The organism is Pseudomonas sp. G5(2012) (assembly GCF_000408945.1).
GTDB lineage: Bacteria > Pseudomonadota > Gammaproteobacteria > Pseudomonadales > Pseudomonadaceae > Aquipseudomonas > Aquipseudomonas umsongensis.
In genome coordinates this window covers 1-19,960 of the sequence record NZ_APIO01000055.1, presented here as the reverse complement: position 1 = coordinate 19,960, position 19,960 = coordinate 1, and the positions used below count along the sequence as shown (strand labels likewise).

The following is a 19,960-nucleotide window of genomic DNA, read 5'->3' as shown; positions in this document are numbered from 1 at the left end:
GAGCCTGCTCGCGAAGGGATTGAGCAGCCGGTGAAGTTACAGAACTTGACGAAGAAACGCCTGCGCCCGCGGATCCTTCGGCGCATCAAAGAACTCTGCCGGCGAAGCGTCTTCAAGCAGCTTGCCATGGTCAAAGAACAACACCCGGTCCGCCACTTCACGGGCAAAGCCCATTTCATGGGTGACGCAGACCATGGTCATGCCTTCCACGGCCAGTGTCTTCATCACATCCAGCACTTCGCCAACCATTTCCGGGTCGAGCGCCGAGGTCGGCTCATCGAACAGCATCACCTTCGGTTCCATCGCCAGCGCACGGGCAATCGCTACCCGCTGTTGCTGACCGCCGGACAGCCGCGACGGAAATTCGTTGGCTTTCTGCGCAATACCGACCTTTTCGAGCAGCACCATGGCCTTGGCCTCGCGCTCTTTCTTGCCGCGCTTGCGCACGACTTTCTGCGCCAGGCACAGGTTTTCCAGCACTGTCATGTGCGGGAACAGGTTGAAATGCTGGAATACCATGCCAACTTCACGGCGGTAGGCGTTCACGTCGGTTTTCGGATCGGCCAGTTGCAGGCCGTCGATGCTCACCGAGCCAGAATCAAACTCCTCCAGGCCGTTAAGGCAACGCAAGAAGGTCGACTTGCCGGAACCGGATGGACCGATCACAACCAGCACTTCGCCTTTGGCGACCGTTGTACTGACGTTATCCACGGCGCGTACCACTTGGCCACGGGTATCGAAGACTTTTACCAGATCGCGGACTTCAATCACTTTGCGCGAGCCTCCGCTCAAGCCGGCTGGCGATTTTCGACAGCGGCAGGTTAATCAACAGGTACAGGCCGGCGACGCAGAATAGGATTTCGAACGGCGAGAACGAGGTGGTGATGACTTCGCGACCGCTCTTGAGCAGTTCGGTAATCGCGATCACCGACACCAGCGACGTGTCTTTCACCAGACTGATGAATTGCCCGGCCAGCGGCGGCAGTACGCGCTTGAACGCTTGCGGCAGCACCACATGACGCATCGACTGGCCAGCATTCAAGCCCAAGGAGCGCGCGGCTTCGTTCTGGCCACGGGCGATCGACTGCACGCCGGAGCGGATGATCTCTGCGACGTAGGCGCCGGTGAACAGCGACAACGCGGCGATCCCGGCGAATTCCCGGGACAGGTTCATCACCGTGCCGATGAAGAAGTAGAAAATGAAGATCTGCACCAGAAGCGGCGTACCGCGCACCAGTTCGACGTAGATGGTCGAGAGGTCGCGCAGGGTCGGGTTATTCGACAGCCGACACAGGCCGGTCGCCAAGCCAATCAACAGGCCGAGCACGCCGGACACCACGGACAGCCACAATGTGGTCCAGAGCCCCCACAACAGCGGCCCGGCGGCCCAGTGGCGGGTTACGCCAATCACATCGCCTTCGGCCACATCATCGCCCTGGGCGACTTGCAGGCTGTTTTCGTCGACGATCAGGTGTTGTTCGTCGCCTGCGTCATTGCGCAGCGTGACCTCAGCTTTATCGCCCTTGCGCACTAACTCGCTGACGGTGGAGATGTCGGCGGCGCGCTGGGATTCTTCGGCGTGGTAGGCAAAGTACTGCGGTACGCGGTTCCAGCGCCATTCGTACGACATCAGCGAGGTGGCGTAATACAACGCGCCAGCCAGGCCGATCAGCACCAGCACGGTCAGGACGTGCCAGGGCCATTGGGCTTTTTTCTGTTTCATGAACGCTTCTCTGATTCGCTCGTTCCCACGCTCTGCGTGGGAATGCATCCTGTGACGCTCTGCGTCACGCTTGCGAAGGGACGCGGAGCGTCCCGGGCGGCATTCCCACGCAGAGCGTGGGAACGATCAAGTAGAGGTGTTACTCCATATCCTTCTGCCATGCGGTGTCTTTGAACCACTTGTCATGGATGCGATCGTAGGTGCCGTCTTCTTGGATCTGGTGCAGGAAGTTGTTGATGAAGTTGATGCTGTCGTAGTCACCCTTCTTCAGGCCGAAGGCCAGCGGCTCGTAGGTGAACGGCTTGTCGAGGAACACCAGCTTGCCGTTGCCGACCTTGTTCACGGCGACAACGTTGTAAGGGGCGTCGTAGATGAAGGCATCGGCCTTGCCGTTGACCACGTCGAGCACCGCTTCCTGCTCGTTGTCGTAGCCGTGGTACTTGGCTTTGGCAATGAGCTTTTTGGCGACCATCTCGCCGGTGGTGCCGAGCTTGGAGGTGATGCGGTAGTCGGCGGTGTTCAGGTCTTTGTAGGACTTGATGGTGCCTTCCAGCTCCTTGCGGATCAGCAGGGTCTGGCCGACCACGATAAACGGTTCACTGAAGTTCAGGCGCAGGTTGCGCTCCTGGGTCAGGGTCATGCCGCTGCCGATCATGTCGAACTTGTCGGTCAGCAGGGCCGGGATGATGCCGTCGTAACCAGTGGACACCAGCTCCAGCTTGACGCCCATGGCCTTGGACATGGCTTTGAGGATGTCGACTTCGAAACCGATGATCTCGCCGCGCTTGTTGGTCATTTCGAACGGCATGTAGGTCGGGTCCATGCCGACTTTCAACGTGCCGCGCTTGACCGCGTCATCAATGGCACCGGCCTGCGCCGCGCTGACTGCAACCAATGCCGTGACGCCGAGCAGCAGCATCGACAGATACTTCTTCATCTTCAAGTCCCCAAAACCATTGCGTTTGCGGCACGAAATCGACAGTTTTCCTGAGAAAACCGATAGATACGGACGCAAAACGGTCCGGGCGCACCAATTCGGGGACGGATGCTAACGCACCTGTCCAATTGCACAAGTTTTTTGGGCAATTGATCGTTCCCACGCTCTGCGTGGGAATGCAGCCAGGGACGCTCCGCGTCCAAACGATCAATAAAAAACCCGCTTTCGCGGGTTTTTTTCGTTACGCCAACTGAGGCTGTGCGCTCAGCGGCTGAAGCGGCAACAGCGGTGCATGGGGGTCGGCCTGGACCGACTTGCGCCAAGCACCCAGCCACTCAGGGTGACCCTCGCTCCAGACCTGATCATGCAAACGAGCCAATGCAACCGGGTCGCTCAGCAACTGTACCCGCTCATTGTTGGTCAAGCCTTCAGGCCCGACTTTCATCGCGTGCCGGACCCGCTCCACCCGCAGCCATTCGATCGGCTCGGCCTCACGGTGCCGCGAGGTCGCCAGCGCACACGCCAGGGCGTTCTGCTGTGGATCGACCACCGCGCGGATGAAGCCTTCCTTGAGCGCGTGATAACGGTTTTCATGAGTGTACTGGTCAGTCGCCAGCAACGCCTGCGGTGGATTGTATTCCTCTGGAATCAGGAACAGGCTCTCGTCACGGGACTTGAGGCCCAGGCCGACGCGGCTGGAAATCACCGACACCGGGATCGACAACATCAGCGAACCGACGATCGGTACCAACCACCACAGGAAGCTTGGGTTCAGCCAGATCACCAGCAGTGCCCAGAAGAAACCGAGCAAGGTCTGCGGACCGTGGCGCTTGACCGCTTCGCTCCAGGGTGTGGAGTCGTCGTCACGCTGCGGCGAGTTCCAGGTCGCAGCCCAGCCGAGGAATGCGGCGAGCACGAAACGGGTGTGGAAAATCATCCGCACCGGCGCCAGCAGCATGGAGAACAGCATCTCCAGCAGCATCGACAGCGTGACCTTGAACTTGCCACCGAACTCTTTCGCGCCCTTGGCCCAGATCAGGATGATGCTCAACAGCTTCGGCAGGAACAGCAGCACGATGGTGGTCGAGAACAGCGCAATCGCCTTGTCCGGATGCCATTGTGGCCACAGCGGATAAAGCTGGCGCGGTTCGAGGAAGTATTGCGGCTCCATCAACGTATTGACCGCCAGCAGCGCCGTCGACAACACCAGGAAGAAGAACCACAGTGGCGCCGACAGGTAAGACATCACGCCAGTCAGGAACACGGCGCGGTGCACCGGGTGCATGCCCTTGACCAGGAACAGGCGGAAGTTCATCAGGTTACCGTGGCACCAGCGTCGGTCACGCTTGAGTTCGTCCAGCAGGTTGGGCGGCAATTCTTCGTAGCTGCCTGGCAAGTCGTAGGCAATCCACACGCCCCAACCGGCACGGCGCATCAGCGCGGCTTCGACGAAGTCGTGGGACAGGATCGCACCGGCAAACGCGCCTTTACCCGGCAACGGCGCCAGGGCGCAGTGCTCGATGAACGGCTTCATGCGGATGATCGCGTTGTGGCCCCAATAGTGGGATTCGCCCAACTGCCAGAAGTGCAGGCCAGCGGTGAACAGCGGACCGTACACACGGGTGGCGAATTGCTGCATACGCGCATAAAGGGTGTCCATGCCCGACGCACGTGGCGCGGTCTGGATGATCCCGGCGTCCGGCGTGGCTTCCATCAGGCGTACCAGGCTGGTCAGGCACTCGCCGCTCATCACGGAGTCAGCATCGAGCACCACCATGTACTTGTAGTCACCCCCCCAGCGACGGCAGAAGTCGTCGAGGTTGCCGCTTTTACGTTTCACACGACGACGGCGGCGACGATAGAAGATCTTGCCGAAGCCACCGGCTTCGCGGCAGACGTCCAGCCAGGCTTGCTGTTCGGCGACGCAGATGTCGGCGTCGTTACTGTCACTGAGCACGAAGAAGTCAAAGCGATCCAGCTCACCTGTGGCGGCGACCGACTCGAACGTTGCACGCAAGCCGGCGAATACACGAGGCACGTCTTCGTTACAGATCGGCATCACCAGTGCGGTGCGCGCATCCTTCGGAATCGGCTCGTTGCCAGCGCTTTTGCCGGAGATACGATATTTATCGTGACCAGTGAGCAACTCGAGAAAGCCCATCAGTGCGGTCCAGAAACCGGCCGAGACCCAGCAGAACAAAATTCCGAACAGGATCAGGATGCTGGTCTGCAACGCGTACGGCAGCACTTGCGTGGCGGTCTGCAACAGCGGTTGGTGCAGGACTTCATCAAGGTCGACGAACGACCAGCCCTGGTACGGCATGATGCCTTTCATGTACCAGCCGGCGACGATGGTTTGGCCGAGCATCAGCACCAACAGAATGTAGCGACGGATCGAACCGACCGTGCGCCAGCGCGCCGCCGGCAGCACGTTCTCGTCTTTCGGTGGTTTCGGCGGGTTGGTGCGACCGGTTAGACGTCTCCAGCCGCGCACCAGGATATTGGTACGCCATGGCTCCGGCACGACCTTGGTCCGACGAATCGGTGGGGTCGCCTTCAGGCAGACGCGACCGCTGGCGTCGAGCGCCAGCATTTCAGCGTCCTGCAACTCTTCAGCGGTGCTCAGGGTCAGGCGCTTGCCAACCGATGCCTGGGCGGCCTCGGTCGGGGCGTCAAATGTCGAAGACGACAAACGCTCGTGCAATTCGCTGAAGGACTTGCAGCCCGCGAGTTCCGCGCGCTGCTGGTCGGTCATCGGCAGATGTGCCAGGTACTCGGACAGAGTCTCTGGCTGTACTTGAGAATTACTCATCGGCAGGCAACTGGTAGCTCCAGGTCTCGGTCAGGACTTCTTCAGTCGATGCCGATTCCGGTGTGGCTGGGACCGCGTCGGCAGCAGCAGGCTGCTTGGCGTCATTGTTGTTCGCCTTGTCCTTGGCATCTGCGACTGGCTTGGCTTCGGCCTGCTTGGCCTCGGCGGCTTTCGCTTCCTTGTCCGCTTTCTCCGCTTGCTTGGCGGCAACTTTGTCGGCCTTGGCAACGGAAGAAGTGGATGCTGGAATCGAAGTCTTGGCCAGATCGGCAGGCACGATGTTCTGCACCAATGCAGCACGCATCTCGGTGGACTTGCCCGGGTCCTTGATCTTCATCCGCAGAGTCAGGCGCCAGCCCTTGGTTTCAGGGTTGTAGCGCACGCTGTTCTCGACCAGTTCGGCGTTTTCGCCGACGCTGACCTGGCTGCGAACATCCGTATCCGGGGCCAAAGCTGCCAAGGACGGACCTTCGAAGTCCACCAGATAGGCAACGCTGCCGTCCGGCTGACGAATCAGGTTGGACTGCTTGACGTCACCGGTGGATTTGAGGGTCTGACTGACCCAGGCACTGTCCGGTGCGTGCAACGCCGCTTCGTCCATGGTCCAGTGCATGCGATAGGCGAAGTCCAGCGGCTGGCCTGGCTCGGGCATCTTTTCCGGGCTCCAGAACGCCACGATATTGTCGTTGGTTTCGTCGGCGGTCGGAATCTCGACCAGATCGACGGTGCCCTTGCCCCAATCGCCCTTCGGTTCGATCCAGGCGCTTGGGCGCTTGTCGTAGCGGTCGTCGAGGTCTTCGTAGTGGCTGAAATCACGACCGCGTTGCAGCAAGCCGAAGCCACGCGGGTTCTCGACGGAGAAGTTGCTCACCGCCAGGTGTTTCGGGTTGTTCAGCGGACGCCAGATCCACTCGCCGTTGCCGGCATGGATCGCCAGACCGCTGGAATCGTGCAGCTCACGACGGTAGTTCAGCACTTTCGACGGCTGGTTGGCGCCGAACAGGAACATGCTGGTCAGTGGCGCGATGCCCAGTTTGCCGACCTTGTCGCGCAGGAACATCTGCGCCTTGACGTCGACAATGGTGTCGCTGCCCGGACGCAGGGTCAGGCGGTAGGCGCCGGTCGCCCGTGGCGAATCCAGCAGGGCGAAGATCACCAGGTGCTTGTCGCCCGGTTTCGGCTGTTGAATCCAGAACTCGCGAAAACGCGGGAACTCTTCGCCGGACGGCAGTGCGGTATCGATCGCCATGCCGCGAGCGGACAAGCCGTAGACGTGACCCTTGCCGACCACGCGGAAGTAACTCGCGCCCAGCATGGTCATGATTTCGTCTTGCTTGTCAGCCTTGTTGACCGGGTACAGGACGCGGAAACCGGCGTAACCCAGTTGCTCGGTGGCCTTGGGATCGAACTTGACGTCGCCGAAATCGAAACGACTCGGGTCGTACTTGATCTCTTCGACGGTGTTCGCCGTGATTTCGTTGATTTTCACCGGCGTATCGAAATGCATGCCCTGGTGATAGAACGACAGCTTGAATGGGGTCTTCTGATCGGCCCATTCGGCTTTTTCAGTCAGGAAGCGAATTTTCTGATAATCGGCGAATTTCATCTCGCGGAATTCGTTCGGCAGGTTACTGCGCGGAGCTTCGTACTTTTGCCCGGCCAGCTCTTTTGCCTTGACCGATACATCATCCAGACTGAATGCCCAAAGCTGGCCGGCGCTGAGCAGGCACAGCAGTGCCGAGCCCGCTACCAATGCGCTACGAAACCGTTTGGCAGTCAATTTTGGTGCGTTACAGGGACTAACAATCACGAGCAACCCTCGCCGAAAACAGATCAAAAAACCAACGGCCAGTTAAAGGGCCAGCAGGTATCCGGCGCGAAAAAGCCGACCCTGCAGACCACTCTTGCCAAGTTGGCGAGCATTGTTCCGACTCCGCTGGGGCAAAATGATTCCCCAATCGGATCCGGACAAGTCTCTACCTAAGTCAAAATGGACCAACGAACGCTGATCCCCGTAGCGCGCGATTATCTAGTAGGCCGCGTTACAACGCATCAGGGGTAACAAAGTATTTATCGGGATAAACGCCTGTTTTCGACCGAAAAGCGCTTAAAAAGATGTTTCAAGCGCTTTCAGGTCTGTAACAGAAAGGTAACCGGGCCATCATTGACCAGGTGCACCTGCATATCCGCGCCGAATCTACCTGATGCCACAGTGCCATGCACCTGTTTCGCTTTGCTTAATAGATAGCCGAAAAGCTCCTCGCCCAAGGCCGGGGGGGCCGCGGTCGAGAAGCTCGGTCGCAGCCCGCTCTTGGTGTCGGCGGCCAGGGTGAACTGCGAGACCAGCAACAACCCGCCACCCACATCCGCCAGGGACAGGTTCATCTTGCCCTCAGCGTCGCTGAACACACGATAGTTAAGCAGCTTATTGAGAAGTTTGTCGGCGCTGGCCCGCGTGTCGTCGGGCTCGACGGCTACCAGCACCAGCAAACCCTGGTCGATTGCGCCGACCACCTGCCCCGCTACCTCGACCCGCGCGCCGCGCACGCGTTGCAGCAAGCCCTTCATGCTTCTTCAGGCGACAGGTCGAGCAAGCGCCGGGCCATTCGGTCGGCAGCGCGTACCAATGCATCGGTAATCCCCGGCTCAGCGGCGGCATGGCCCGCGTCCCGGATTATTTGCAATTCGCTATTGGGCCAGGCCTGGTGCAGCTCCCAGGCGTTATCCAATGGACAGATGACGTCATAGCGACCATGGACGATCACGCCAGGCAAATGGGCGATCTTGCCCATGTCGCGAATCAGCTGATTCGGTTCGAGGAAGGCGTTATTGGTGAAGTAGTGGCACTCGATGCGGGCGATCGACAACGCACGCTGCGGCTCGGAGAAACGATCGACCACCAGCGGGTTCGGACGCAGCGTCGCGGTCCGGCCTTCCCACGTGGACCAGGCTTTGGCCGCGTGCATCTGGGCGATCTGGTCGTTGCCGGTGAGTCGTTTATGGAAAGCATTGAGCAAATCGCCGCGCTCGTCCATCGGGATCGGCGCAACGTAGTCCTGCCAGTAATCGGGGAACAGACGGCTGGCACCCGACTGATAAAACCATTCGATTTCCTGCGGGCGGCAGAGAAAAATCCCGCGCAGAATCAGCCCGTGCACACGTTCCGGATGGGTTTGCGCGTAGGCCAGCGCCAAAGTCGAACCCCAGGAGCCGCCGAACAGCACCCACTTGTCGATGCCCAAGTGCTCGCGGATTCGCTCAAGGTCGGCGACCAGGTCCCAGGTGGTGTTGTTTTCGAGGCTGGCGTGGGGGGTGGAACGACCGCAACCGCGTTGGTCGAAGGTGACGATGCGGTACAGGTTTGGATCGAAGTAGCATCGGCTCGCAGCATCACACCCGGCACCGGGACCGCCGTGAATGAACACCACCGGCAAACCTTGCGGTGAACCGCTTTCGTCGACATACAGCGTGTGGGTTTCATCGACGGCCAGATCGTGCCGGGCGTGGGGTTTGATCTGCGGGTACAAAGTCTGCATTACGCACTCCGTAAGGGGTCGAGGTCATCCCTGGGGGGACTTCTATTATTCTGCCGTTGGGCATCATAAACCCGATTTACGTCAATGAGCATGCACTTGCTGGATTGTAAATTTGCCGCCGGAAAACCTGTGGGAGCGAGCCTGCTCGCGAAGAGGGCGTGTCAGGCGCTATCCATGTTGACTGACCCACCGCATTCGCGAGCAGGCTCGCTCCCACAAGGTTACGCGTTGTAATGCTTTTCGCCCCAGGCCAGCAGGCCTTGCAGCAATTCTTTCAATACCACCTGCGTCGGCCCGGCCAGGTCCGGCCGATAACGGAACGGTTCGAACTCTTCCATATAGGTGCACTGGCCCAGCTCCAGTTGCACGGCATGAATGCTTTCCGCCGGATTGCCGTAGTGACGGGTGATGTGCCCGCCCTTGAAGCGCCCGTTCAGCACATGGCTGTAGTCCGGGTGGCGGTCGCAGATCGCTTCCAGTTGAGTTGCAAGCTGTGGATCGCAACTGGCGCCGTTGAAGGTGCCGAGGTTGAAATCCGGCAGTTTGCCGTCGAACAGGTGCGGGATGATCGAGCGGATCGAGTGGGCATCGAATAACAGCGCGTAGCCGAACTCGGCTTTCAGTCGCGCCAGCTCGTTGTGCAAGGTGCTGTGGTATGGCGTCCAGATCTGCTCCAGATAGGTAGCGCGCTCTTCTTTCGAAGGCTCCATTCCCTCATGGAACAACGCAATACCGTCGAACAGCGTTGCCGGGTACAGGCCGGTGGTGGCGCCGACATACAAAGGCTTGTCGTCGGATGGCCGGTTCAGGTCGATGACAAACCGCGAGTATTCGGCGGCCAGGGTACTGGCACCCAGTTCGGCGGCGAAATCGTACAGCTGCGGGATGTGCCAATCGGTGTCCGGCAGGCTTTTCGCGGCGGGGATCAACCCGGCTTCGACCGCAGGGGTCAGGCGCACACCGGCGTGGGGCATGCTGATCAGCAGCGGCACGCGGCCTTGTTTGAAGTTCAGAACCTTATCCACAACTGTTCTCCTAAACGCTCGTCTCGACGCCGTGACGCACGACGCGTTTTTCCAGGTCGCCGCCCAGCCAGTAGCACAGGTCGGCCGGACGATCGATTTGCCATGCAACAAAATCGGCTACCTTGCCCGCCTCCAGCGAACCGTGGGTAGCGGCCATGCCCAATGCCGTCGCGGCATGAATCGTCGCGCCAGCCAGGGCCTCTTCCGGGGTCATACGGAAACAGGTGCAGGCCATGTTCAACATCAGGCGCAACGACAGCGCCGGCGAGGTGCCGGGGTTGAGGTCGCTGGCGATGGCGATTTTCACGCCGTGTTTGCGCAAGGCCTCCATCGGTGGCAATTGGGTCTCGCGCAGGAAGTAGAAAGCGCCGGGCAGTAACACGGCCACTGTGCCGGACTTGGCCATGGCGATGGCGTCGTCTTCGGTCATGAATTCCAGGTGGTCGGCCGACAGTGCGTGGTAACGCGCCGCGAGGCTCGATCCGTGCAGGGAAGAAAGCTGCTCGGCGTGCAGCTTCACCGGCAAGCCCAGTTCCCGGGCAGTGACGAATACGCGCTCAACCTGGGCAGGGGAAAACGCCAGGTATTCGCAAAAGGCATCCACCGCGTCCACCAGCCCTTCGGCGGCCAGGGCCGGGAGCATTTCGCTGCAGATGTGATCGATGTAATCGTCGGCGCGATCGGTGTACTCCGGCGGCAAGGCGTGAGCCGCCAGGCAGGTGCTGCGTACGCTGACCGGCAGCTCGGCACCGAGGCGACGGGCGACCCGCAGCATCTTGCGTTCGTTGGCCAGGTCGAGGCCGTACCCGGATTTGATTTCGATGCTGGTGACACCGTCGCGCATCAGGCTTTTCAGGCGCTTGGCGGCGCTGGCGAACAGTTCATCTTCACTGGCTGCGCGAGTGGCACGCACGGTGCTGGCGATACCCCCGCCGCTGGCGGCGATTTGCGCGTAGCTAACGCCTTGCAGACGCTGCTCGAATTCACCGCTGCGGTTACCGCCGAACACCGTGTGGGTATGGCAGTCGATCAGGCCCGGCGTGACCCAGGCCCCGTTCAAGTCATTGACCACCGAGTACTCGCCGGACGGCAGCTCACGGCGCGGGCCGATCCACTCTATATGTGCATCGGACGTCACGATGGCCGCATCCTCGATGATCGAGTAGACGCCCTGGGCCATGGTTGCGACGTGGCAGTGTTGCCAGAGGGTTTTCATTCGGATCCTCCGATGGTTGATCGTTCCCACGCTCTGCGTGGGAACGATCGGTTGGGGGCGGGCTAGAGGCTAGGCAGCAACTTCGCCGAAACCAGCTCGTTCAAGCAACGCGAAGCCAACAACTCGGTCGCCGCATTGATGTCCGGTGCAAAGAAGCGGTCCTTCTCGTAGAACGGCACTTCCTTACGCAGGATGGCCCGAGCCTTTTCCAGCTTCGGCGACGTCTTCAGGCCATTGCGCAGGTCCAGGCCCTGAGCGGCGGCCAGCCATTCCACAGCCAGGATGCCACGGGTGTTCTCGGCCATTTCCCACAGACGCTTGCCTGCGGCCGGAGCCATGGACACGTGATCTTCCTGGTTGGCGGAAGTCGGCAGGCTGTCCACCGAATGCGGATGGGACAGCGCCTTGTTCTCGCTGGCCAGCGCCGCTGCGGTCACTTGGGCGATCATGAAGCCGGAATTGACGCCGCCATTGGCCACCAGGAACGGCGGCAGTTGCGACATGTGCTTGTCCATCATCAACGAAATGCGACGCTCGCTCAGGGAACCGATTTCAGCAATGGCCAAGGCCATGTTGTCAGCGGCCATGGCCACCGGTTCTGCGTGGAAGTTGCCGCCGGAAATCACGTCACCTTCTGCGGCAAATACCAGCGGGTTGTCGGATACTGCGTTGGCTTCGATCGCCAGCACTTCGGCAGCCTGGCGGAACTGGGTCAGGCAGGCGCCCATGACTTGCGGCTGGCAGCGCAGGGAGTACGGGTCCTGGACCTTTTCGCAGTTCTGGTGAGAATCAGAAACTTCACTGCGCTCGCCCAGCAGGTCGCGGTAGGCGGCAGCGGCATCGATCTGGCCTTTCTGGCCACGGGCGGCGTGAATGCGTGCGTCGAATGGCGAGCGCGAACCCAGGACCGCTTCAACGGTCAGGCCACCCAGAGCCAGGGCTCCAGCGAACAGGTCCTCACCTTCGAACAGACCGCGCAAGGCGAAAGCCGTGGATACTTGCGTGCCATTGAGCAATGCCAGGCCTTCTTTCGCAGCCAGGGTCAGCGGAGTCAGGCCAGCGACTTTCAGCGCTTCGCTCGCTTCCATCCACTCGCCTTTGTAGCGCGCCTTGCCTTCACCCAGCAGTACCAGCGACATGTGCGCCAACGGGGCCAGGTCGCCGGACGCTCCGACCGAACCTTTCAGCGGAATGTGCGGATACACCTCGGCGTTGATCAGGGCGATCAGCGCGTCGATGACTACACGACGAATACCGGAGAAACCACGGCTCAGGCTGTTGACCTTGAGCACCATGACCAGGCGCACCAGCGCGTCGCTAATCGGCTCGCCGACACCAGCAGCGTGGGACAGCACCAGCGAGCGCTGTAGGTTTTCCAGGTCTTCGCTGGCAATGCGGGTCGAGGCCAGCAGGCCGAAACCGGTGTTGATACCGTAGGCGGTGCGGTTTTCGGCGAGGATCTGCTCCACGCAGGCGACGCTGGCTTCGATCTGGGCCGCGGCGCTGTGGTCGAGGGTGATTTTGACCGGTTGCTGATAAACATCACGCAATTGGGCAAGGCTCAGTTGGCCAGGAATCAAGTTAAGCGCAGTCATTTCATGCTCCTTTTGAGAGTTTGTTATTAACTACCAGACGCTCCGGATTGATCCGTTGTCCGTCGCTTCCCTCTTTTTGAAAGGGCTGGCGCCTTGGCACGCTGGTTTGGTATGGAAATCAGTTCAGATTCGGTAAAGCCTTTTGCAACAAAGCCGGGTCTTTCAATACGCCGGCAGCGGCGGCGATGTCCGGCGCCAGCCAGCGGTCCTGATCGTAGGCCGGAACGCGTTCGCGCAGCAGGCGCCACGCGGCATCGGTGCCGGCCCCGAAACGCTGTTCTTTCAGGAACTCGAAAGCCTGGGCCGCCAGCAAGTACTCGATGGCGAGAATCTGCGTGCAGTTTTCCAACGCGCGGTGCAGCTTCAATGCGGCGTTGGTGCCCATGCTCAGGTGGTCTTCCTGCAAGCCCGAGGTGACGTAGTTGTCGAGCACCGCCGGTTGCGCCAGTTGGCGATTTTCCGCACACAGCGACGCGGCGACGTACTGCACGATCATCATCCCGGAGTTCAACCCCGGGTTGGCCACCAGGAACGCCGGCAGGCCGCTGACGTGCGGGTTGATCAAACGGTCCAGGCGCCGCTCGGCGATGGAGCCGATTTCGGCCATGGCAATCGCCAGCAGGTCTGCCGCCATTGCCACGGACTGGCCGTGTGGATTGGCTTGGGACATGACGCGGAAGTTGTCCGGCGTACCCAGCAACAACGGGTTATCCGTGCAGCCATTGAGTTCGGTTTCGATTTGCTTGATCGCGTGCTCAAGCTGATCGCGAGCGGCGCCGTGCACTTGCGGAATCGAGCGGATACTCAATGCATCCTGCGTACGAATGCCTTTGCTTTGGGCAATCACTTCACTGCCATCGAGCAGCGCCCGCAAGTTGATCCCGACCTGTTGCATGCCCGGATGCGGCTTGAGGGCGATGATCTCGGCATCGAACGCTGCAATCTGGCCACGCTGGGCCTCGAAGCTCATGGCGCTGATCACATCGGCCCATTGCAGCAGGCGCGTGGCGTCGGCAATGGCCAGGCAACTGAGGCCGCTCATGCACGGCGTACCGTTGACCAGGCACAGGCCGTCCTTGGCGCCGAGTTGAACCGGTTGCAGGCCCTCTTCGGCCAACGCTTGTTGCGCCGACACGACTTGCCCGCGATAGCTGACGTTGCCGACACCCAGCAGGGCGATGCTGATGTGGGCCATGTGGGTCAGGTAGCCCACCGAACCCTGAGACGGCACTTGCGGAGTGATGCCGCGATTGAGCAACGCCAGCAAGGCTTCGACCACTCGGCGATGAATGCCGGATTTGCCGTGGGAATAGTTGCGGATCGCCGCGCACATGATCGCGCGAGTCTGCTCGTCGGCCAGTGGAGCACCCACGCCACAGGCGTGACTGAGCAAGGTATTGCGCGACAGTTGGCTGAGTTGTTCGTCTTTGAGCGAAACGTTGCACAAAGCGCCCAGCCCGGTATTCACACCATAGGCGCGTTCGCCGCTGGTGACGATGCGCTGGACGATCGCCTGGGCATTTTCGATGCGTGCCCAGGCCTGCTCCGACAGCTCAAGCTGTGCGCCATGGCGGGCTACGGCAACCACATCCTGCCAACGCAACGGGGCATCGGCGATAACGATTTTTTCAGCCTGGGACATCTTCAACCTCTTGATCCTGATCGTTCCCACGCTCTGCGTGGGAATTCCGCCTGGGACGCTCCGCGTCCCGAAATCAACGTAAGGCTCGAGCCCTGCGCATGGGTGACGCAGAGCGTCACGGGATGCGTTCCCACGCAGAGCGTGGGAACGATCATCTTTAAACCACCGCCGCCCGTCGCTGCACGAACCGGTCGACATACTCATCCGCTGGCGAATGCAGGATCTCTCGCGGCGTGCCGACCTGGATCAGGCGGCCGTCCTTGAGGATCGCGATGCGGTTGCCGATGCGCACAGCCTCGTCGAGGTCGTGGGTGATGAAGACGATGGTCTTGTGCAGGGTCTTCTGCAGTTCCAGCAACTGGTCCTGCATCTCGGCGCGAATCAGCGGGTCGAGGGCACTGAAGGCTTCGTCCATCAGGATGATGTCGGTGTCCGCCGCCAAAGCACGGGCCAAACCCACACGTTGACGCATGCCGCCGGAGAGCTGGTGCGGGTATTTGTTCTCGTAGCCCTTGAGGCCCACGGTGTTGATCCAGTGCAGCGCGCGCTCGGCGCACATCTGCTTGCTTTCGCCACGGATTTTCAAGCCGTAGGCGACGTTGTCCAGCACGCTCTTGTGCGGCAGCAGGCCGAAGCTCTGGAACACCATGCTGATCTTGCGCCGGCGAAATTCGCGCAGGGCTTCCATGTCGTATTGCAGGATGTCCACACCGTCCACCAGGATCGCGCCGCTGGTCGGGTCGATCAGGCGGTTGAAGTGACGTACCAGGGTGGATTTTCCGGAACCCGACAGGCCCATGATCACGAAGATCTCGCCGCTGCCGATGCTCAGGGACAAATCGTTTACCCCGACCACGCAGCCGGTTTCGGCCAGCACCTGATCCTTGGTCTTACCCTGGCCAACCATCGCCAGGGCATCCTTGGCGCGGTTGCCGAAAATCTTGAAGACGTTCTTGACTTCAATCTTGCTCACGGTTGCGTTGTTCATTTGCTCACCTCATGCCGTGCGCGACCGTACGCTTGTGTTATGCGGTCGATCACCACTGCCAGAATCACGATCGCCAGACCGGCTTCCAGGCCGCGTCCAACGTTGAGGGTCTGAATCCCCACCAACACGTCTTCGCCCAAGCCACGGGCACCGATCATCGAGGCGATCACCACCATCGACAGGGCCATCATGGTGGTCTGGTTGATCCCGGCCATGATGCTCGGCAGGGCCAGCGGCAGTTGCACGCCGAACAGTTGCTGCCAACGGTTGGCACCGAAGGCGTTGATCGCTTCCATCACCTCGCCGTCAACCTGGCGAATACCCAGGTCGGTCAAACGGATCAGCGGTGGCGCGGCGTAGATCACGGTCGCGAAAATCGCCGGAACCTTGCCCAGGCCGAACAGCATCAGCACCGGGATCAGGTACACGAAGCTCGGCATGGTCTGCATGATGTCCAGCAACGGCATCAGTACCGAACGCAGGCGATTGCTGCGCGCCGAGAGGATGCCCAACGGGATGCCGATCAGCACCGAAATGACCGTGGCCACCATCATTAGCGCCAGGGTCTGCATGAGCTTGTCCCAGAGGCCAACCGCGCCCACCAGGAACAGTAAGCCGACGATCACGGCGGTGGTCACGACTTTGCGGGTGGCATGCCAGGCAACGCCCGCCACGATTGCCAGCATCAGCCACCAGGGCGCCGCACGCAGCAGCCCTTCAAGATTGACGATGGCCCACAACAGGGTGTCGGAGATGCTGCGGAACACATCGCCGTAGTTGGTGACCAGCGAATCGACCCAACCGTTGACCCAGTCGGCGATGGAAAAGGTAAAGCTTTCGGGAAACATAAGAGACTCTCAATCAAGGGGTTGCGATCAAGCATCCGACAGCCGTTACCGACCGCCGGAGAAGCCCAACCTACAAGGCCGCGTCGATTTTCTTGGCTGCGTCTTCACTTACCCAGGCGTGCCAGACTTCAGGATGTTCCTTCAAGAAGATCTTGGCCAGTTTTGGCGACTCGATCCGCTCTTTGGTCATGCGACCCAGATTCTGGTTCAGCAGGTCGATCGGAATGTTGACCTTGTCCAGCACGGCCACCAGTTCCGGTGCTTCGTCGTGGAAAGTCTTGGACAGGCCGACCTTGATGGTCACGGTCTTGTTCACACCGGGTTTCTCTTCGAGCTTCACTACGTCGACCTGGCCCATCAACGGCGTTGGCGACCAGTAGTAGAAAAGGATCGGCTCGCCGCGCTTGTAGCTAGACAGTACGGCGGCATCCAGCGCCGGGCCGGTGCCAGGGCGGAAGTTGGTGTAGGTGCTTTCCAGGCCGTAGCTCTTGAGCATTTCGCTGTTGTCCAGCTCACAGGTCCAGCCGGCCGGGCAGTTGTAGAAACGCCCTTTGGATGGCTCTTCAGCGTCCTTGAACACGGCGGAGTATTTGCCCAGGTCAGCGATGTTTTTCAGGTCCGGGGCCTTGGCTTCCAGCTTGCGCTTGGCATCGCCTTCGATCACGTAGCGCGGCACGTACCAGCCTTCGATCGCGCCGACGACGGGAGCGCCGACACCGACGACCTTGCCGGCCTTCTCTGCCTTGTTCCAGACCTCGCTGCGGCCGACCCACTCTTCGGCGAACACCTGGATATCGTTGCTGCTCAGGGCGTTTTCCATGGTGATGGAGTTGCCCGGCAGGCTGTCGGTCTTGCAGTCGTAGCCTTTTTCCAACACGACTTGCATCACGTCGGTCAGCAACATGGCGCTTTCCCAGTTCAGGCCGGCGAATTTCACCGGTTTGCCCGACTCGCACCAACCCGCCGCCTGAGTGGCGCCGGCACTGGCGAGCAGGCCCATGGAAAGCAATGTGGTCAGCAGGGTCTTGTTCGATTTCATTGTAATGACGCTCCTAATCATGAATTGGCTTACGGCAGTCAAGAGGCATCCAGCCCTGTCCACGTCCAATCAGGCCTGCGCCGCAGCACGACCGGCCCTGCTTGTTATAGGTTTTACAACGCTGTCCTGCTCGACCGGCAGGATCAGGTGATCGGGCACTGAGCCGTGCCATTTTTTCGCACACACGTAGTACAGGGCTGCAGGGATCACCAGACCGATGATCCAGGAGATATCCACCCCTCCGAGGGCATTCACCAGCGGACCGGTATAGAACTTGGTGGCGATGAACGGCAGCTGCACCAGCACACCGAAAACATAGACGCTGATACCAAGGGCGTTCCAACGACCGTAGCGACCGTTCGGATCGGCCAGCGCAGGCACGTCATAACGCTCGCGGGTGATGCAGTAGTAGTCCACCAGGTTGATCGCGCTCCATGGCGTGAAGAACGCCAGCAGGAACAGGATGAAGGACTTGAACGCACCAAGGAACGAGTGCTGGCCGAGCAATGCCATCAGGGTCGCAGCACCGACGATGCCCAGCACGAACACCAGACGCTGCAAGCGCGTTACTTTCAGCTCACCACGGAAACCGCTGATGATGGTCGCGATGCACATGAAGCTGCCGTATGAGTTCAGTGTGGAAATGGTGACCTTGCCGAACGCGATGCTGAAGTACAGCAGCGCAGCAGTGGCACCGGTACCGCCCAGGCCGACGATGTAGGCCACTTCGTGACCGGCGAATTGCCCGTTGGCCGAAGCGGCAGCGAACACGCCGAGGATCATCGCCACCTGTGCACCAATCACCGAACCTGCGCCAGCGGCAAAAAAGGTTTTCACCGAGGAAGTCTTGCTCGGCAGGTAACGTGAATAGTCGGCCACGTAAGGGCCGAAAGCGATTTGCCAGGACGCCGCAAGCGACACCGCGAGCAAGAAACTGCTCCAGCTGAAGTGGCGGATCTGCAACAGTGCGCCAACGTCAACCTGGCTCATCAGACGGCTGAACAGGTAAACAAAGGCAATCACACCAATGACACTGGCAACACGGCCGATCCAATGGATCACCCGATAACCGAGCACCGTGACCAGCACGATGACACTGGCGAAGATGAGGATCCCGACGCTGTCGCTGACGCCAAACAACTGGCCCAGCGCCTGGCCGGAAAGCACGGTCCCTGTTGCGGTGAAACCGAGGTACATCAGGCACACCAGCACGATCGGGATCGCCGCACCATACACGCCGAACTGCACGCGGCTGGAGATCATTTGCGGCAGGCCAAGCTTGGGGCCTTGCGCGGCATGCAACGCCATTACGCCGCCGCCGAGCACTTGCCCGATCAGCAAACCGATCAACGACCAGAACACGTCACCACCCAGCACCACGGCCAGGGCCCCGGTGACAATCGCGGTGATTTGCAGGTTGGCACCCATCCACAGGGTGAACTGGCTAAACAGACGACCGTGTCTTTCCGCTTCCGGGATGTAGTCGATCGAACGCTTCTCGATCAACGGTTTGTTGCCTGCACGCTCGCTGCTGACAGCCATGATTCAACCTCTGTGGATTGTTTGTCGATGTCGTTTTTGTTCTATGTAGGAGCTGCCGCAGGCTGCGATCTTTTGATCTTCGGCGTCACTGATGACGCCAAAAGATCGCAGTCTGCGGCAGCTCCTACAGGTTATGCGTCGGGCCACCCATTACAGGCGGCCCGCATTTTTATTTACCGGTGATCATCGGCAGGTTCAGCCCCTGCTCCTTCGCGCAGTCGATCGCGATCTGGTAACCGGCATCGGCGTGGCGCATGACGCCCGTCGCCGGGTCGTTGTGCAGGACGCGGGCGATACGCTCGGCCGCTTCATCGGTGCCGTCGCAGACAATCACCATGCCCGAGTGCTGGGAGAAGCCCATGCCGACGCCGCCGCCGTGGTGCAGGGAAACCCAGGTCGCGCCGCTTGCGGTGTTGAGCAGGGCGTTGAGCAGTGGCCAGTCGGACACGGCATCGGAACCGTCCTGCATCGATTCGGTTTCGCGGTTCGGGCTGGCAACAGAACCGGAATCCAGGTGGTCGCGACCGATCACGATGGGCGCCGACAGCTCACCGCTACGCACCATTTCGTTGAACGCCAGGCCCAGCTTGGCGCGCAGGCCCAGGCCAACCCAGCAGATACGTGCCGGCAGGCCCTGGAAGCTGATGCGCTCGCGCGCCATGTCCAGCCAGTTGTGCAGGTGGGCGTCGTCCGGAATCAGCTCTTTTACCTTGGCGTCGGTCTTGTAGATATCTTCAGCGTTGCCCGACAGCGCAGCCCAACGGAACGGGCCGATGCCACGGCAGAACAGCGGACGAATGTAGGCCGGTACGAAGCCTGGGAAATCGAATGCGTTTTCCACGCCTTCTTCCTGGGCCATCTGACGGATGTTGTTGCCGTAGTCGAAGGTCGGGATGCCTTGTTTTTGGAAGGCGAGCATCGCTTTGACGTGCACGGCCATCGATTGCTTGGCGGCCTTGATCACCGCAGCCGGTTCGGTCTTGGCGCGGGCGCGATACTCGTCCCAGGTCCAGCCAGCTGGCAGGTAACCGTTGAGCGGGTCGTGGGCGCTGGTCTG

At 60.5% G+C, this 19,960-nt stretch carries 16 protein-coding genes; all 16 read right to left on the bottom strand.

Annotated features, from left to right (window positions below):
* Nucleotides 1-36 precede the first annotated feature (36 nt).
* Entirely contained in the window at nt 37-771 is a 735-nt protein-coding gene (locus tag PG5_RS17845; protein WP_020798521.1) for an amino acid ABC transporter ATP-binding protein, read from the bottom strand.
* Complete coding sequence (locus PG5_RS17840; RefSeq protein ID WP_042955487.1) at nt 764-1,723, bottom strand: amino acid ABC transporter permease; 960 nt, start codon at nt 1,721-1,723, stop codon at nt 764-766. Before PG5_RS17840 ends, PG5_RS17845 begins: the two co-directional genes overlap by 8 nt.
* Before the next feature lie 139 nt (nt 1,724-1,862).
* Nucleotides 1,863-2,660, bottom strand: a complete 798-nt coding sequence (locus PG5_RS17835) for a transporter substrate-binding domain-containing protein (protein WP_020798519.1) — start codon at nt 2,658-2,660, stop codon at nt 1,863-1,865.
* A gap of 241 nt (nt 2,661-2,901) precedes the next feature.
* On the bottom strand, nt 2,902-5,472 hold the full coding sequence (mdoH, locus tag PG5_RS17830; RefSeq protein ID WP_042955486.1) for a glucans biosynthesis glucosyltransferase MdoH: 2,571 nt from the start codon (nt 5,470-5,472) through the stop codon (nt 2,902-2,904).
* Nucleotides 5,465-7,282 carry a glucan biosynthesis protein G gene (locus tag PG5_RS17825; protein ID WP_033042742.1) on the bottom strand — a complete coding sequence of 606 codons (1,818 nt, stop codon included), beginning with the start codon at nt 7,280-7,282 and terminating at the stop codon, nt 5,465-5,467. Before PG5_RS17825 ends, mdoH begins: the two co-directional genes overlap by 8 nt.
* A 320-nt stretch (nt 7,283-7,602) precedes the next feature.
* The gene (gene dtd, locus PG5_RS17820; RefSeq protein ID WP_020798516.1) at nt 7,603-8,040 is read right to left on the bottom strand and encodes a D-aminoacyl-tRNA deacylase; all 438 of its coding nucleotides are present in this window, start codon (nt 8,038-8,040) and stop codon (nt 7,603-7,605) included.
* Complete coding sequence (gene pip / locus PG5_RS17815; protein WP_020798515.1) at nt 8,037-9,008, bottom strand: prolyl aminopeptidase; 972 nt, start codon at nt 9,006-9,008, stop codon at nt 8,037-8,039. The genes dtd and pip overlap by 4 nt, the downstream gene beginning before the upstream one ends.
* Before the next feature lie 221 nt (nt 9,009-9,229).
* Entirely contained in the window at nt 9,230-10,033 is an 804-nt protein-coding gene (gene hutG / locus PG5_RS17810; RefSeq protein WP_020798513.1) for an N-formylglutamate deformylase, read from the bottom strand.
* A gap of 10 nt (nt 10,034-10,043) precedes the next feature.
* On the bottom strand, nt 10,044-11,249 hold the full coding sequence (hutI, locus tag PG5_RS17805; protein ID WP_020798512.1) for an imidazolonepropionase: 1,206 nt from the start codon (nt 11,247-11,249) through the stop codon (nt 10,044-10,046).
* Between the two features lie 62 nt (nt 11,250-11,311).
* Nucleotides 11,312-12,844, bottom strand: coding sequence for a histidine ammonia-lyase (gene hutH, locus PG5_RS17800; protein ID WP_020798511.1), 1,533 nt, complete (start codon nt 12,842-12,844; stop codon nt 11,312-11,314).
* A gap of 118 nt (nt 12,845-12,962) precedes the next feature.
* Nucleotides 12,963-14,486 (bottom strand): histidine ammonia-lyase, encoded by a 1,524-nt coding sequence (gene hutH / locus PG5_RS17795; protein ID WP_042955485.1) that lies wholly within the window; start codon nt 14,484-14,486, stop codon nt 12,963-12,965.
* 157 nt (nt 14,487-14,643) lie between these two features.
* Nucleotides 14,644-15,474, bottom strand: a complete 831-nt coding sequence (locus PG5_RS17790) for a glycine betaine/L-proline ABC transporter ATP-binding protein (RefSeq protein WP_020798509.1) — start codon at nt 15,472-15,474, stop codon at nt 14,644-14,646.
* On the bottom strand, nt 15,471-16,322 hold the full coding sequence (locus PG5_RS17785; protein ID WP_008058061.1) for a proline/glycine betaine ABC transporter permease: 852 nt from the start codon (nt 16,320-16,322) through the stop codon (nt 15,471-15,473). Before PG5_RS17785 ends, PG5_RS17790 begins: the two co-directional genes overlap by 4 nt.
* Nucleotides 16,323-16,392: 70 nt before the next feature.
* The gene (locus PG5_RS17780) at nt 16,393-17,361 is read right to left on the bottom strand and encodes an ABC transporter substrate-binding protein (protein WP_020798508.1); all 969 of its coding nucleotides are present in this window, start codon (nt 17,359-17,361) and stop codon (nt 16,393-16,395) included.
* Between the two features lie 69 nt (nt 17,362-17,430).
* Nucleotides 17,431-18,903, bottom strand: a complete 1,473-nt coding sequence (locus PG5_RS17775) for a cytosine permease (protein ID WP_020798507.1) — start codon at nt 18,901-18,903, stop codon at nt 17,431-17,433.
* A 169-nt stretch (nt 18,904-19,072) separates the two neighbouring features.
* On the bottom strand, nt 19,073-19,960 hold an 888-nt coding region (gene hutU / locus PG5_RS17770), incomplete at its 5' end, for a urocanate hydratase (protein WP_042955484.1).